12 protein-coding genes are annotated in these 13,803 nt (G+C 74.5%); 9 read left to right on the plus strand and 3 right to left on the minus strand.

The annotated features are described in order from the left end of the window. The first annotated feature begins 201 nt into the window (after nucleotides 1-201). The 4 genes from EDF32_RS12365 to EDF32_RS12380 all read left to right on the plus strand — a co-directional run bounded on the left by EDF32_RS12365 (nucleotide 202) and on the right by EDF32_RS12380 (nucleotide 3,868). Nucleotides 202-990, plus strand: coding sequence for a CHRD domain-containing protein (locus tag EDF32_RS12365; RefSeq protein WP_123308862.1), 789 nt, complete (start codon nucleotides 202-204; stop codon nucleotides 988-990). Continuing rightward, nucleotides 990-1,787: a class F sortase gene (locus EDF32_RS12370; protein WP_123308863.1), complete on the plus strand. Its 798-nt coding sequence runs from the start codon at nucleotides 990-992 to the stop codon at nucleotides 1,785-1,787. Before EDF32_RS12365 ends, EDF32_RS12370 begins: the two co-directional genes overlap by 1 nt. Before the next feature lie 178 nt (nucleotides 1,788-1,965). Beyond that, a complete protein-coding gene (locus EDF32_RS12375) occupies nucleotides 1,966-2,547 on the plus strand; it encodes a helix-turn-helix domain-containing protein (RefSeq protein ID WP_123308864.1) in 582 nt (193 codons plus the stop codon). Beyond that, complete coding sequence (locus tag EDF32_RS12380; RefSeq protein ID WP_123308865.1) at nucleotides 2,540-3,868, plus strand: MFS transporter; 1,329 nt, start codon at nucleotides 2,540-2,542, stop codon at nucleotides 3,866-3,868. The genes EDF32_RS12375 and EDF32_RS12380 overlap by 8 nt, the downstream gene beginning before the upstream one ends. Before the next feature lie 12 nt (nucleotides 3,869-3,880). Here EDF32_RS12380 and EDF32_RS12385 read toward each other — a convergent pair whose 3' ends face one another. Further along, complete coding sequence (locus tag EDF32_RS12385; protein ID WP_123308866.1) at nucleotides 3,881-6,454, minus strand: ATP-dependent DNA ligase; 2,574 nt, start codon at nucleotides 6,452-6,454, stop codon at nucleotides 3,881-3,883. Between the two features lie 60 nt (nucleotides 6,455-6,514). Between EDF32_RS12385 and EDF32_RS12390 the strand changes: the two genes are divergently transcribed. Beyond that, a complete protein-coding gene (locus EDF32_RS12390) occupies nucleotides 6,515-7,321 on the plus strand; it encodes a GTP pyrophosphokinase family protein (protein ID WP_233565895.1) in 807 nt (268 codons plus the stop codon). An 88-nt stretch (nucleotides 7,322-7,409) separates the two neighbouring features. Continuing rightward, nucleotides 7,410-8,303: a Ku protein gene (locus tag EDF32_RS12395; RefSeq protein WP_123308867.1), complete on the plus strand. Its 894-nt coding sequence runs from the start codon at nucleotides 7,410-7,412 to the stop codon at nucleotides 8,301-8,303. Between the two features lie 134 nt (nucleotides 8,304-8,437). Here EDF32_RS12395 and EDF32_RS12400 read toward each other — a convergent pair whose 3' ends face one another. Beyond that, the gene (locus tag EDF32_RS12400) at nucleotides 8,438-9,001 is read right to left on the minus strand and encodes a TetR/AcrR family transcriptional regulator (RefSeq protein ID WP_123308868.1); all 564 of its coding nucleotides are present in this window, start codon (nucleotides 8,999-9,001) and stop codon (nucleotides 8,438-8,440) included. A gap of 184 nt (nucleotides 9,002-9,185) precedes the next feature. On the opposite strand from EDF32_RS12400, the gene EDF32_RS12405 reads away from it, so the two are divergent. Both EDF32_RS12405 and EDF32_RS12410 read left to right on the plus strand, forming a co-directional pair. After that, the gene (locus EDF32_RS12405) at nucleotides 9,186-10,820 is read left to right on the plus strand and encodes an MFS transporter (protein ID WP_123308869.1); all 1,635 of its coding nucleotides are present in this window, start codon (nucleotides 9,186-9,188) and stop codon (nucleotides 10,818-10,820) included. 59 nt (nucleotides 10,821-10,879) lie between these two features. Beyond that, nucleotides 10,880-12,610, plus strand: a complete 1,731-nt coding sequence (locus tag EDF32_RS12410) for a metallophosphoesterase (protein WP_199734928.1) — start codon at nucleotides 10,880-10,882, stop codon at nucleotides 12,608-12,610. Between the two features lie 6 nt (nucleotides 12,611-12,616). On the opposite strand, the gene EDF32_RS12415 is transcribed toward EDF32_RS12410, so the two are convergent. Further along, complete coding sequence (locus tag EDF32_RS12415) at nucleotides 12,617-13,024, minus strand: nitroreductase family deazaflavin-dependent oxidoreductase (protein ID WP_123308870.1); 408 nt, start codon at nucleotides 13,022-13,024, stop codon at nucleotides 12,617-12,619. Nucleotides 13,025-13,080: 56 nt separating this feature from the next. Here EDF32_RS12415 and EDF32_RS12420 point away from each other — a divergent pair, with 56 nt between their 5' ends. Then, nucleotides 13,081-13,773 carry a metal-dependent transcriptional regulator gene (locus tag EDF32_RS12420; RefSeq protein ID WP_199734934.1) on the plus strand — a complete coding sequence of 231 codons (693 nt, stop codon included), beginning with the start codon at nucleotides 13,081-13,083 and terminating at the stop codon, nucleotides 13,771-13,773. Nucleotides 13,774-13,803 lie beyond the last annotated feature (30 nt).

Here is a 13,803-nt window from a genome sequence, read left to right on the forward strand (position 1 = left end):
GGCGGCCTGTCCCATTCCGAGGCCCGCCGCGGTCCACCGCCGAACGTGTCATCAGTCGGCCCGATCGGCCGTCTCGACCCACAGATGGCGCGTTCGGCGGTGGGAAGAAACCGGGGACGATCCGGACCCATCCGGTGGAGGGACCGTGCCGAACCCCTGTCAGGCCGCGACCGACGCGGCGCACGAACGAAGGGAACGACCATGAAGGCACGCACCCGCACGCTGCTTGCGGCACCCGCCCTCACGCTCGCCGCGATGTTCGCCGTCGCCGGCCCCGCCTCGGCCGCCGACACCACCCAGGGCCACCTGGACCCCGTCCCCCTCAACGGCGCCGACGCCTGGGGCACCGGGATGGTCTGGGTCGACGGCACCACGCTCAACGTCGAGATCGAGGCGAAGGGCCTGCTGGCCGACAGCCCGCACGCCGCGCACATCCACTTCGGCTCCGGCTCGCGCAACGAGTGCCCGTCGGCCGGCGACGACGCGGACGGCAGCGGCACGATCACCACCTCCGAGGGCATCCCGGCCTACGGCAACGTCCAGGTCTCGCTGACCACGAAGGGCGACACGTCCGCCGACTCGGCGCTCGCGGTGGACCGCTTCGACACCGCCAAGGGCGGCGACATCAGCTACCAGCGCGGCTCGATCAAGGTCTCCCAGGACGTGGCCGACGCGATCAGCGGCGGCAAGGCGGCCGTCGTCGTGCACGGCGTCGACTACAACGGCGACGGCAAGTACGACGGCGACGCGAAGTCCGACCTCGACCCGAGCCTGCCGGCCGAGGCCACCGACCCGGCGCTGTGCGGCATCATGACCGTCTCGCAGATGTCCGACATGCCCTCCGGCGGCGTCCAGACCGGCTCCGGCTCGACGTCCGGCGTCGAGAACGTCGGCCTCCTCGCGGCCGGTGGCGCCGCGGTGCTCGCCGGTGGCGCCCTGCTGATCCGTCGTCGCTCGAACCGCGGCGAGACCGTCGGCTCGGACAGCTGATGGCTCCCGACGCCCGGTCCGCGGGGCCCGGCCCTTCGGCCGGGCGTCGCGGGGACGACGACGGCGCGGCCGCGGCGGGCGGCCGCCCGCGCCGGTCGCGGGCCCTGGTCGTGACGCTCGCCACCGTCCTCCTCGTGGGGGGCGGCGGCGCGGTCGCGGTCGGGCTCGCCACGCAGGACCCGGCGCCGCCCGCGGCGGACCCGGCGGCGAGCGACCGTTCGGCCGGTGCCGACGCGAGCCCCTCGCCGGAGCCCACGGTGAGCGCGGCCCCCGAGCCCGACCCGACGCCGGCCGATCCGACGCCGGCCGACCCCGCGCCGACCCCGGAGCCCGCGAAGGACCAGCCGTACCCGACGACCGTGCGGATCCCGTCGATCGACGTGGACTCCGACCTGGTGACGATGGGCCGGGCGAAGGACGGCGCCATCGAGGTGCCGGGCGACGCCGACGTCTCGGTCGTCGACCACGCCGCCTGGTATAAGGGCTCGCCGCGGCCGGGCGCCGAGGGGCCCTCGGTGATCCTCGGGCACGTCGACAGCATCAACGGGCCCTCGGTCTTCCACGACCTCGGGCGCGTGGAGAAGGGCGACGAGGTGCTCGTGGACCGCAAGGACGGGACGACGGCGCAGTTCGTCGTCGACCACGTCGAGACCTACCCCAAAGACAAGTTCCCGACCATCGACGTCTACCGCAACACCGACGACGCGGAGCTGCGCGTCATCACCTGCGGGGGCGACATCGACCCGGGAACGGGTCACTACACCGACAACACGGTGGTGTACGCGCACCTCGCCTGAGGTGCCCACGAACCCCGCGCGGCGCGTCCGACCTGGGCCGGTGCCCTCTGTGCCCAGGTCCGGCGCGCCGCGCGGTCTCTTCTGCCTCCGAACGTGGCTCCGAACGGATGCGCGCTGGACGTGAGAGGACTCTCTCGATAGCCTCCTCTCAGATAAATCCAGAGGCGCGGAGGCCCTGATGGTCAACCCGTTCGGCGACATCGAGCTCGACGCGACGCGCATGCGCGCCCTGGCCCACCCCGTGCGGGTGCGGATCCTCGGCGAGCTCCAGCGGCACGGCCCGAGCACCGCCACCCGCCTCTCGCCCGACGTCGGCGCCACCCCGTCGGTGGCGAGCTGGCACCTGCGCCACCTCGCGGAGCACGGCCTCGTCCGCGACGCCGACGCCGGCGGGAACGGCCGCGAACGCTGGTGGGAGGCCACGAGCCGCGGCTTCCGGTACACGGCCGAGGGCGCGGGAGGCCAGGAGGCGGCACTGGGCCTGCGCGCGGCGATCGAGGAGGCGGAGGGCGACGTCGTGGGCGACTGGCACCGCGGCGTCGAGCCCGGGCTCCCGGACCGCTGGCTCGCCGTGGCGGGCCGGTCCAGCACCCGCGTGCTCGTCACGCCGGAGGAGGCCGTCGAGCTGGAGTCGGCGATCGAGGCGCTCCTGGCGCCCTTCGTCGTGCGCAAGGACGACCCCGCTGCAGCGCCCGCGGGAGCCAGGTCGGTGCTCCTCCTGCGCCACACGCTCCCGGACGCGGGGCCCTCGGATGCCTGAGGCGTCGTCGGGCCCGGACGCCCCGGCGGCGCGAGGCGGGACCTCGGTGGCGGACTCCGGCCGCCCGCTCTGGTGCGACGGCCGCTTCGTCACGTTCTGGGCCGCCCAGAGCGTCTCGGAGCTCGGGGACCGGGTCTCGGAGATCGCGCTGCCGTTCGTCGCCGTCGGCCTCGGGGCGAGCGCGACGGAGGTGGCCCTGCTCACCGCCCTGATCTGGCTGCCGAACCTGCTGGCCCTCCTCGTCGGCTCGTGGGTCGACCGACGCCCGCGCAAGCGCCCCCTGCTCGTCGGGGCCGACCTCGCCCGCGCGCTCGTCGTGCTGACCGTCCCGGCGGCGGCCCTCGTGGGCGGCCTGACGCTGGCCCAGCTCTTCGCGGTCGCGGTCCTCCTCGGGACGTGGTCGATGCTCTTCCGGTCCGCCTGGCAGCCGTTCTTCGTCGCGCTCGTGCGCCGTGAGCAGTACGTCGAGGCCAACGGCCTGCTCAGCGCGACCCGCTCGGGGTCCTTCGTCGTCGGGCCCGCGCTCGGGGGCGGGCTGGTCCAGCTCCTCACCGCCCCGGTCGCCCTCGTCGTCGACGGCCTCTCCTTCCTGCTGTCCGCGGTGCTGCTGCGCCGGGTGCGGGTCACCGAGCGGGCGCCGGCGCCCGCAACGGGGGGCGAGCCCCTGCGCGCCCGGCTCGCCGAGGGGCTGCGGCTCGTGGTCCGGCACCCGATCCTGCGCCCGGCGCTGTGCTGCGTCTCGTGGGTCAACTTCTTCACCATCATGACGAGCGCGCTCCTCGTCGTGTTCGCCAGCCGCGACCTCGGCCTGCCGGCAGGCGTCATCGGCGTCGCGCTCGGTGTGGGGGCTGGCGGCGGCCTGTTCGGAGCCCTCCTCGCGGGGCGCGTGGCCCGGTGGATCGGCACGGGCCGCACGATCGCGCTCGGCGCCGTCGTCTTCACCGTGCCGCTCGCGGCCCTGCCCCTCGCGCACGGGTCCGACCTCGCGAAGGCCGCCGTCCTCGCCGGCGTCGAGGCGGCGAGCGCCTTCGGGGTGATGCTCTTCGACGTCAACCTCAACGCCGTCACGGCGGCGGCCATCCCGGACGCCGTGCGGGCCAGGGTCCAGGGAGCGTTCACGAGCGTGAACTACGGGGCACGACCGCTGGGGGCCGCCGCCGGGGGCGTCCTCGCCGGGCTGGTCGGCCTCGGCCCGACCCTCGTGGTCGCCGGGCTCGGCGGTGCGCTCGGCGCGCTCTGGCTCGTGGGGACCCCGTTGCTCGCGCTCCGGTCCGTCGACGACGTCGAGGACCCCGACGGCGGCGGCTCGCCCGGGTCGTGACACGCCCGGGCGTCACTGCTCGACGACGACCTCGCCCGGCTCCTTGTCCGGCCGCCAGCCGCGCCAGACGGCGTGGCGCAGGCTCCCGGCGCCCGGCGCGTCACCCGTCCAGCCCGAGAAGAGCACCTCGACCACCTCGCGCGGCGTGACCCAGCGGGCGTCGGACGCGTCGGCCGCGGGCACCTCGCGCGCCGGCGACGTGCGACGCTCCGACCCGCCGAGCCGCGCGAGGATCTCGTGGCGCTCCCGGTCCGTGAAGCCCGAGCCCACCCGCCCGACGTACCGCAGGCCAGGCCCGCCGCCGCGCGCGGGCGGGACTCCGTCGTCGGGCACCGCGAGCAGGAGCGAGCCCAGCAGGTGTCCCCGCGCGCCGTGCCCCGGCCGCCACCCGACGACCACCGCCTCCTGGGCGCGCACGTGCTTGACCTTCAGCCACGTGCGCGAGCGCTTGCCCGAGACGTACGTCGAGTCGCGGCGCTTGGCGAGGATCCCCTCGAGCCGGAAGCGGCGCGACAGGGCCAGCGCGTCCTCGAGGTCGTCGAGCGAGGGCGGCACCCGCACGGGGTCCGACGGCGCGGCGAGCAGCTCCTCGAGCTCCTCGCGCCGGTCGTCGTAGCCGTCGTGCAGGAGCGAGCGCCCGCCCGCGCGCAGCACGTCGAAGACCATGTACTCCACGGGCGTGCGGCGCCGGGCCGTGGTGACCTCGCCGGCGGCGGTCAGGTTCATCCGCCGCTGCAGCAGCCGGAAGCTCGGCCGGCCCTGGGCGTCGAGGGCGACGACCTCGCCGTCGAGGACGACGTCGTCGGCCGTGTTCTCGAGCGACGCGGCGACCGCGTCGGCCACTTCCGGATAGGTGCCGGTGACGTCCGCGCCGGAGCGCCCCATCAGCCGGACCCCGTCCGGGCCGCGGCGGGCGAGGACGCGCACGCCGTCCCACTTGACCTCGTACGCCCAGCCGGAGGCGTCGTCGCCGATCTCCGCGCGCAGGGCGCCCTCGGAGGCGGGGTGCGCGAGCATCGGCCGCGGCACGGGCTGCGCCCCACCGCCGAGCCTCGACGCACCACCGCCGAGCGCGTCATCAGTCGGCCGGTTCGGCAGATCCGACCCACTGATGACGCGCTCGGCGGTGGGGGACTCGGCCGTGGGGGACTCGGCCGGCGACTGGTCCTTCATCCGGTGGATCAGCCAGTGGTTGTCGTCGCCCTTGCCGGTGCGGATCAGCGCGACCCGGCGCGTCCCGCGGCGCTCGCCGTGCAGCACGGCGATGACCTCCTGGCCCTCGCGCCACTTCTCCGTCTCGTACGTGCCGGCGTCCGCGATGCTCACCTCGCCGGCGCCGTACTCGCCCTTCGGGATCGTGCCCTCGAACGACCCGTACGCCAGCGGGTGGTCCTCGGTCTGCACCGCGAGGTGGTTGCGCCCGGGGTCGTCCGGCTCGCCCTTGGGCAGCGCCCAGCTGACCAGGACGCCGTCGTGCTCCAGGCGGAAGTCCTCGTGCCAGCGGCGGGCGTAGTGCTCCTGGATGACGAACGTCGGCGCGCCGTCGCCGGGCGCGGGCACGGTGTCGGGGACCGGCTCCGGAGTCTTGCCCGCGTCGCGCATGGACCGGTACTTCTCCAGCCGGTCACGCCGCGCACCCGTGCCCGACGCCGCTGTCCCCTGCGCGGGCGTGAACGTCGCCATCCGCTCGGGCGTCGGCTCGAGCGCAGCAAGGTGCCCGGCCGCGAGGGGAGCGAGGAGGTCGCCGTCGGTCTCGAGGCGCGCGACGACGTCGTCGGCCTCCAGCTGGGCGAGCCCGGGGGAGTCGAGCTCGTCCCAGGTGCGGGGCGCGGCGACCGTCGGGCGCTCGCGGCCGCGCAGCGAGTACGGGGCGATCGTCGTCTTCGCGCCGTTGTTCTGCGACCAGTCGACGAGCACCTTGCCGCCGCGCAGCGACTTCTTCATGTCGCTGACCACGAGGTCGGGGTGATCGGCCTCCAGGGCGCGCGCCAGCTCGTGCGCCACCGTCGAGACCTGCTCGCTCGTGTGCGAGCCGTCGAGCGCCGCGTACAGGTGGATGCCCTTGGACCCGCTCGTGACGGGGAACGGCTCGAGGCCCATCCCGGTCAGCAGCGCCCGCGCCCAGCGGGCCACCTGCGCGCACTCGGCCAGCCCCGCGCCCGGGCCGGGGTCGAGGTCGAGCACCAGCCGGTCGGGGTCGAGCCGAGTCCCGGTGCGGCCGAACCGCCACTGCGGCACGTGGATCTCCAGCGACGCCGTCTGGCCCAGCCACACGAGGGTCGGCAGGTCGCCGACCAGGGGGTACTCCGTGGTGCGGGTCTTGTGCTCGATGGGGCGACGGCGCACCCACTCGGGCGTGCCCGCGTCGAGGTTCTTCTGGAAGAAGACCTGACCCTCGACGCCGTCGGGCCACCGCTTGCGGGTCGCGGGGCGCTCCGCCGCGTGCGTGAGCAGGGCGGGCGCGACCGCGCTCAGGTAGGCGATGACGTCGCCCTTCGTGGTGCCCGACGCCGGGTAGAGCACCTTGTCGAGGCTCGACAGGCGCACGCGGCGGCCCTCCACGCTGACGATCTCCGAGCTCGGCATCGCCCCAGCATCTCCACACGGAGCCCGTCCCGCCCGGCGGGCGCCGCGTAGCCTGGACCGGTGACCGACGCGCACCTCCCGCCCGTGCCCACCCCGCACCTGCCGGTCGGCATCGTCCCCGAGCACGTGACCGACCCGGAGGCCGTCGCCGACCTCGTGCACGAGATGCGGCGGCTGCTGATGACCTACAAGTTCGGCATCGACGAGGTGATGACGAAGATCACCGTGCTGCGCGACGAGTTCCGCAGCATCCACGACTACAACCCCATCGAGCACCTCGGCTCCCGGCTCAAGTCGCTCGACAGCATCGTGGCCAAGGCCCAGCGCAAAGGCATCGAGCTGACCCCCGACGTGCTGCGCAGCCGGATGTTCGACATCGCGGGCGTGCGGATCACCTGCGGGTTCGTCTCCGACATCGACCGCGTGCGGGACATGCTGCTCGGCCAGGCCGACCTCACGCTGCTCGAGGAGCGCGACTACATCCGCGAGCCCAAGGCCAACGGCTACAAGTCGCTGCACCTGATCCTCGAGGTGCCCGTCTACCTCTCCGACCGGGTCGAGCCCGTCGCCGTGGAGGTGCAGCTGCGCACCATCGCGATGGACTTCTGGGCGAGCCTCGAGCACAAGATCTACTACAAGTTCGACCGCGACGTGCCCGAGCACATCCTCACCGACCTCAAGCTCGCCGCCGACGTCGCGAGCCAGCTCGACCGCTCCATGGAACGGATCCACGACGAGGTCAAGGTCGTCGCCGCCTCCGACGGCGGGCCCGACGGCGCGTCCGTCCGGCCACCCCTGCCGCCCGGGGTCCTCGCCGCGCTGCTGCGCTCGACGGGGCTGGACGGGGACTCGCGCGGCGAGTCGTAGCGGCGTCGGGCCTCGCGCTGGGCCCGTCGCGAGCCCGTCGCGGGCCCGTCCGGGTGCCGGGCGCGCCGCCGCGCGGGAGCATGGGCCCATGAGGGCGATCTGGAAGGGCGCGATCACGTTCGGGCTCGTCAACGTCCCGGTCAAGGTGTACAGCGCGACCGAGGACCACGACGTGCCGCTGCACCAGGTGCACGACGCCGACGGCGGGCGCATCCGCTACCAGCGCCGTTGCGAGGTGTGCGGCAAGGTCGTGCCGTTCGAGCACATCGACAAGGCCTTCGAGAACGGCGAGCAGACGGTCGTGCTCACCAAGGACGACATCGCTTCCCTGCCCGCCGAGCGCGACCGCGAGATCGAGGTCGTCGAGTTCGTGCCCAGCGACCAGATCGACGTGCTGCTGCTCGACAAGAGCTACTACCTCGAGCCCGACTCGTCCTCTCCCAAGGCGTACGTGCTGCTCCGGCGCACCCTCGAGGAGACGGACCGCACCGCCGTCGTCCGCTTCGCGCTGCGCCAGCGCACCCGGCTCGCGGCGCTGCGGGTGCGCGACGACGTCCTGGTGCTGCAGACGCTGCTGTGGGCCGACGAGGTGCGCGAGGCGGCGTTCCCCGCGCTCGACGGGTCGCCCAAGGTGTCCGACAAGGAGATGGCGATGTCCGCGCAGCTGGTGGCCGGCTTCGAGTCGGACTTCACGCCGTCGGACTTCGACGACGACTACCAGGTGCAGCTGCGCAAGCTGATCGACGCCAAGATCGAGCAGGGCGACGCCGTCGACACCGCGGCGACGTTCGGCGAGGAGCCCGAGGGCGAGGGCGGCGAGGTGGTCGACCTCATGGACGCGCTGCGGCGCAGCGTGGAGAAGTCGCGCGGCGGCGCGGGGAAGGGCTCAGGGGCCAAGGGCTCAGGGTCGTCGGGGAGCTCGGCCAAGGGCGGCGCGAAGAAGTCCGGCGGCTCGCGCGCGAAGAAGAAGTCCACCGCCTGAGCCCCCGCGTCTTGTCAGACTCTGGCGCGCCTATAGCGGGGTGGGGGTCTGACAGGTGTGCTGCCCCGCGACTTGTCAGACCGTGGCGCGCCTATAGCGGGGTGGGGGTCTGACAAGTCAGAGGGTGGGCGACGTCAGGGGTGCAGCGCCGTCGAGACCCGGTCGACGAGCGCGAGGAGCTCGTCCACGTGCGCGTCCGTCCGACGCCGCGAGCGCGAGTCCGCGTCCCAGTCGCCCGTGCGCGCCGCCTCGAGGTAGAGGCCGTCGCCCATGAGCACGATCGCCCGCGCGAGCACCGGGTCGCCGACGGACTCGAGCACCGCCTCGTACCACCCCTCGTGCGCCGCCTGCAGCGCCTGGCGCGCCTGGGGGTAGATGTCCTGCGGCAGCCGCGTCACCGCCACGTACACCCGGTCGAAGTCCGTGTCGGACTGCGCCGACGTGCGCAGGAAGTGGTCGACCGGGCCCCCGGTCGCCGAGCGCATCTCGATCACGTCGGCCGCCGAGAGCTCGGCGAGCCGCGCGAGGAGCCCGTCGACGAGCGCCTGCTTGGAGGCGAAGTGGTAGAGCAGCCCGCCCTTGGAGACCCCGGCGTGCGCGGCGACCGCGTCGAGGGTCGCCGCCCGCTCGCCCTGGGTGACGAGGATCGCGGCGAAGGCGTCGAGGACCTTGTCCCTGGCGGCCGGAGCAGGAGGCATGTTGAGAGCGTACCGTCCAGGCGTTACTGTACCGTCTGGACGGAATGAACGGCCGCCTCGGCCCGTTACAGCACCGTCCGGACGGTCGACCACGCGCCGTCCGCCCTGCCGTTCACACCATGCCGCGCCCCGCACGCTGCCGGCCACATGCCGGCCACCCGCCGAGCCGAGAGGAGGCCCTGCCATGACCGCCACCACGACCACCCCGCAGCCCACGAACCACGAGGCGAGAAGGCGTGCGCCCGGCGCGGCGCCGGCCACCGCCGCGCGGCGCGTGCACCGCGCACCCCGCCCGCCACGGCGCGGCACCCCGCCGTCGTCGGGCACCGCGACGAGCGCCCGACGGCGCTGGCTCGCCCTCGCGGTCCTCATGCTCCCCGTGCTGCTCGTCTCCATCGACAACACGGTGCTGAGCTTCGCGCTGCCGCAGATCTCCGAGGCGCTGACGCCGACCAGCACGCAGCTGCTGTGGATCGTCGACGTCTACCCGCTCGTGCTCGCGGCGCTCCTGGTGCCGATGGGCTCGCTCGCCGACCGCGTGGGCCGGCGCCGCCTGCTGCTCGTCGGGGCCGTGGGCTTCGCCGCGATGTCGGTCGTCGCCGCCCAGGCGCCCACCGCCGCGGCCCTGATCGCGGCGCGCGTGGGCCTCGGCGTCTTCGGCTCGATGCTCATGCCCTCGACGCTGTCGCTGCTGCGCAACATCTTCACCGACCGTGGCGAGCGCCGGCTCGCCGTCGCCGTCTGGGCCTCCGGGTTCGCCGCGGGAGCCGCCCTGGGCCCGATCGTCGGCGGTCTGCTGCTCGAGCACCTCTGGTGGGGCTCGGTCTTCTGGATCGCGGTGCCGGTCCTGGTGCTGCTGCTCCTGCTCGCGCCCGCGTTCGTGCCCGAGTCCCGCGACCCCGACCCGGGTCCGGTCGACGTGCCGTCGATCCTCCTCTCGGTCGCGACCATGGCGCCCGTCGTGTGGGGCATCAAGGTGCTCGGCAAGGACGGGCCGAGCGCGCTCGCGCTCGTCGCGATGCTGGTCGGGCTCGGCGCCGGAGCACTGTTCGTCCGGCGCCAGCTGCGCCGTCCGCGGCCGATGCTCGACGTGCGCCTGTTCACCGACGCCGCGTTCACCGGGTCGGTGCTGATCAACCTGCTCTCGGTGCTCAGCTACGTGGGCTTCCTGTACTTCGCGTCGCAGGACCTGCAGCTCGTCATCGGGCTCGGGCCGAGCGTCGCGGGGCTCGCCCTGCTGCCCGGCCTCGTGGTGATGATCGCTGCCGGCCTGCTCGTGGTCCGTGTGGTGCGCAGCATCCGCCCGTCCCACGTCGTCGCCGGCGCGCTCACCCTCTCGGCGGCGGCCTACGCGATCATGGCCGTCTTCGGCGGGCACGGGACGCTGTGGCCCGTCGTGGTCTCGTTCGTCGTGCTGTCCGTCGGGATCGGCGCCGCCGAGACGCTCTCGAACGACCTCGTCGTCTCGAGCGCCCCGCCGCACCAGGCCGGTGCGGCCTCGGCGATCTCGGAGACCGCGTACGAGATCGGCGCCGTGCTCGGCACCGCCGTGCTCGGCAGCATCCTCGCCGCCTCGTACGCGGCGAACCTCGTGGTGCCGCGCGGCGTCGGGCACGCGGCCGCGCAGACGGCGACCGAGACGCTCGGCGGGGCGACTGCCGTCGCGCAGTCCCTCCCGGCCGCGCAGGCCTCGGCGCTGCTCGACTCGGCGCACGCCGCGTTCGGCACCGGCGTCGCGGTGACGGCCGGGATCGGCGTGGTGACGATGATCGGCGCCGCGGTCCTGGCGCTCGTCGCGCTGCGCCGCGCCGAGGCCTGAGGCCCGGGGGCGGGCGTGCGGTTTCGACCCGGGGCCCCGTCGTGTAGCAGGCTGGGGTGATGTTCTCCCGCCGGTCCGCCGACCCCTCCGACGCCGAGAAGCCCGCGACCCCCGAGGTCGAGAAGCCCGCCCCTTCCGAGACCGAGAAGGCCGACGCCCCCGAGCCCCGGGCGCCGCGTCGCCGCCGCGCCTGGGTCCGCTGGACCCTGCTCGGCATCGCCCTGTTCCTGCTGTCCGCGACGTTCGGCGTCACCACGGCGAGCGCCGACCTGAGCCTGGGTCCGCACGAGGCGCGCTACGAGGTGACCACCGACGGCCTCGCCCGGGTCGACCTCGGGCCGCTGGGCTCCCTCGAGATCGACTCCCCGGTGCCCCTCGGGCTCGGGGTCGACGTGACGGTGGGGGAGATCCCCGACGAGCTGCACGAGGTCGACGCGGCGGCGACGCTCGACGCCCTCGCGGGCGACGCGCAGAGCTACCTGCAGTTCTTCTCGAGCCCGCAGGTCACCCTCGACCTCGTGGTGCACGACCTGGTGCGCGACGCCGCGGTGCGCACCCTCATGGCCTTCCTCGTCTGCGCCGTCGTCGCGGTGGGCCTGCGCTTCCTCCTGGGCGGTGCCCGACGCCGCCAGCTCGCCGGGGCCCTCGCCCCGCGGACCTGGGACCTCGCCGCGGGCGGGCTCGTCGTCGTGCTCGTCGGCGCGACGCTGAGCTCCGGGGCGATCCGCAGCCCGGAGCCCGAGGGCGAGCCGTCGCCGGTCTTCGCGGGCACGGCGCTGGAGGGTGCCCGGATCACCGGCCGGCTCTCCGGCGTCGTCGACACCTACGGCGAGCAGCTCCTGGACACCTACCGCGACAACGAGAAGTTCTACGAGGTCGCCGACCACCACCTCTCGACGGCGTGGGACGACCGGCTCGACGCGCAGCGCTACGACGCCCTCGCGGCGTCGACGGGGTTCCGCGGCCCGGTCGTGCCCGCGGCGGCCGACGACGACTACCGGACCGTCGTCGTCGTCTCCGACCTGCACTGCAACACGGCCATGGCGCCGCTGATCAGCACGACCATCGCGAAGGCGGGCGCCGACGTCGTCCTCGACGCGGGCGACACCACGATGAACGGGACCTCCGTGGAGGAGGTGTGCGTCTCGGCGGTGGCGGGCGCGGTGCCCGACGACGTCCCGCTCGTGGTCTCGGACGGGAACCACGACAGCGACGAGACGTCCGCGCAGGAGCGCAAGGCCGGGGCGACGGTGCTCGAGGGCAAGGTGGTCGACGTCGACGGGATCCGCATCCTCGGCGACCACGACGCGCTGCGCACGAGCGTCGTCGGCGGCTCGGGCGCGAAGGACGAGGCCGTGACGCCGGACGACCAGGCCGCGCAGCTGGCGACGACGGCCTGTGAGAAGGAGCCCGTCGACCTGCTGCTGATCCACACCCCGCGCGTGGGAGACGCGTCGTTGGAGAGCGGCTGCGTGCCGATGCAGATCTCCGGGCACCTGCACCGGCGGGTCGACCCGGTCCAGGTCGGCAGCGGGATCCAGTACGTGAGCTCGTCCACCGCGGGGGCGGTGCTGGACAAGCCCACGGTCGGCCCGCTGCACGGCACGGCCGAGATGACGGTCCTGCGCTTCGACCCCGACGCGCACCGGTTCGTCGACTACCAGGTCGTGGCGGTCACGCCCGAGCAGAAGGCGAGCGTGGGCCCGCGGATCCCGGTGCCGGTCCCGACGCCCGTCCCCGCGACGGCCCCGACGGCGGCGTCGCCGGCCGCGTCGCCGCCGTCCCCCTGACCGGCGTCAGCCGACGGGGCGCCGAGCGAGCCGGCCCGTGCGGAACTCGTCCACCCCGACGGCGCGCAGGATCGTCTGCGTCCACCCCGGCAGGAGGCGCAGGCCGGCCTCGCCCGTGAGCCGGCGCACGTCGTCGACCACGTACGTCGTCCCGCGTCGCTCCAGCTCGAACGTGCCGGCCGCCTCGACGTTGCGCACCCAGTCGACGTCGGGCCCGTAGGTCAGGGCGAGGACGGTACGCACCTGGGCGCCGTCGCGGTAGGCGAACGCGAAGACCGGGGTGCGGTACTCGCGGCCGCTGCGCCGGCCGGTGTGCCGGACGACGGCCATCGGGCCGAGGCCCGTGGCGACGCGCAGCACGACGGGGTTCAGCAGGCGCTTGTTCGACCGGGTGACCCAGCGGGGGATCGTCATCCGTCCATCATGACCCGGCCCGGCTCCGGGCGCCGGGTACTAGGGTGACGGGCGTGGTGCGACCCGACGAGCTGACGCCGGTGGCCGAGGACTACCTCAAGGTGGTCTGGGGCGCGCTCGAGTGGTCCGACGAGCCCGTGACGACCAAGCTCCTCGCCGAGCGCCTGGGGGTCGGGGCGCCGACGGTGTCCGAGACGGTGCGCCGGCTCAGCGACCAGGGGCTGCTCGAGCACGCGCGCTACGGCGCGATCGGGCTGACGGAGCTCGGGCGCCGGCACGCGGTCCGGATGGTGCGCCGGCACCGGCTGCTGGAGACGTTCCTCGTCTCGCAGCTCGGCTACTCCTGGGACGAGGTGCACGACGAGGCCGAGGTGCTCGAGCACGCGGTCTCCGAGCGCCTCGTGGACCGGCTCGACGTGGCGCTGGGGCACCCGGCGCGCGACCCGCACGGCGACCCGATCCCCACGCCCGACGGGCGCGTCGAGCGCCTCGACGCCGTGCTGCTCGCGCACGTCCCGGCCGGGGGCGCCGGCGTCGTCGCGCGCATCTCGGACGCCGACCCGCAGGTGCTGCGCCGCCTCGCGGCCCTGGGCGTCGACCTGGACGGCGAGCTCGAGGTGCTCGAGCAGGTCGAGGCGTCGGGCACCACGCGCGTGCGCCTCGGTCGCGGGGAGACGCTCGTGCTCGGGCTGGCCGAGACGTCGTCGGTCTGGCTCGTGCCGCGCGCCGCGGCTCCCGGCGACCGATAGACTCCCCGACGAACCCCCGATCCGTCGCCG

This window comes from Cellulomonas sp. PhB143, assembly GCF_003752595.1.
In the GTDB taxonomy this organism is placed as follows: Bacteria; Actinomycetota; Actinomycetes; order Actinomycetales; family Cellulomonadaceae; genus Paraoerskovia.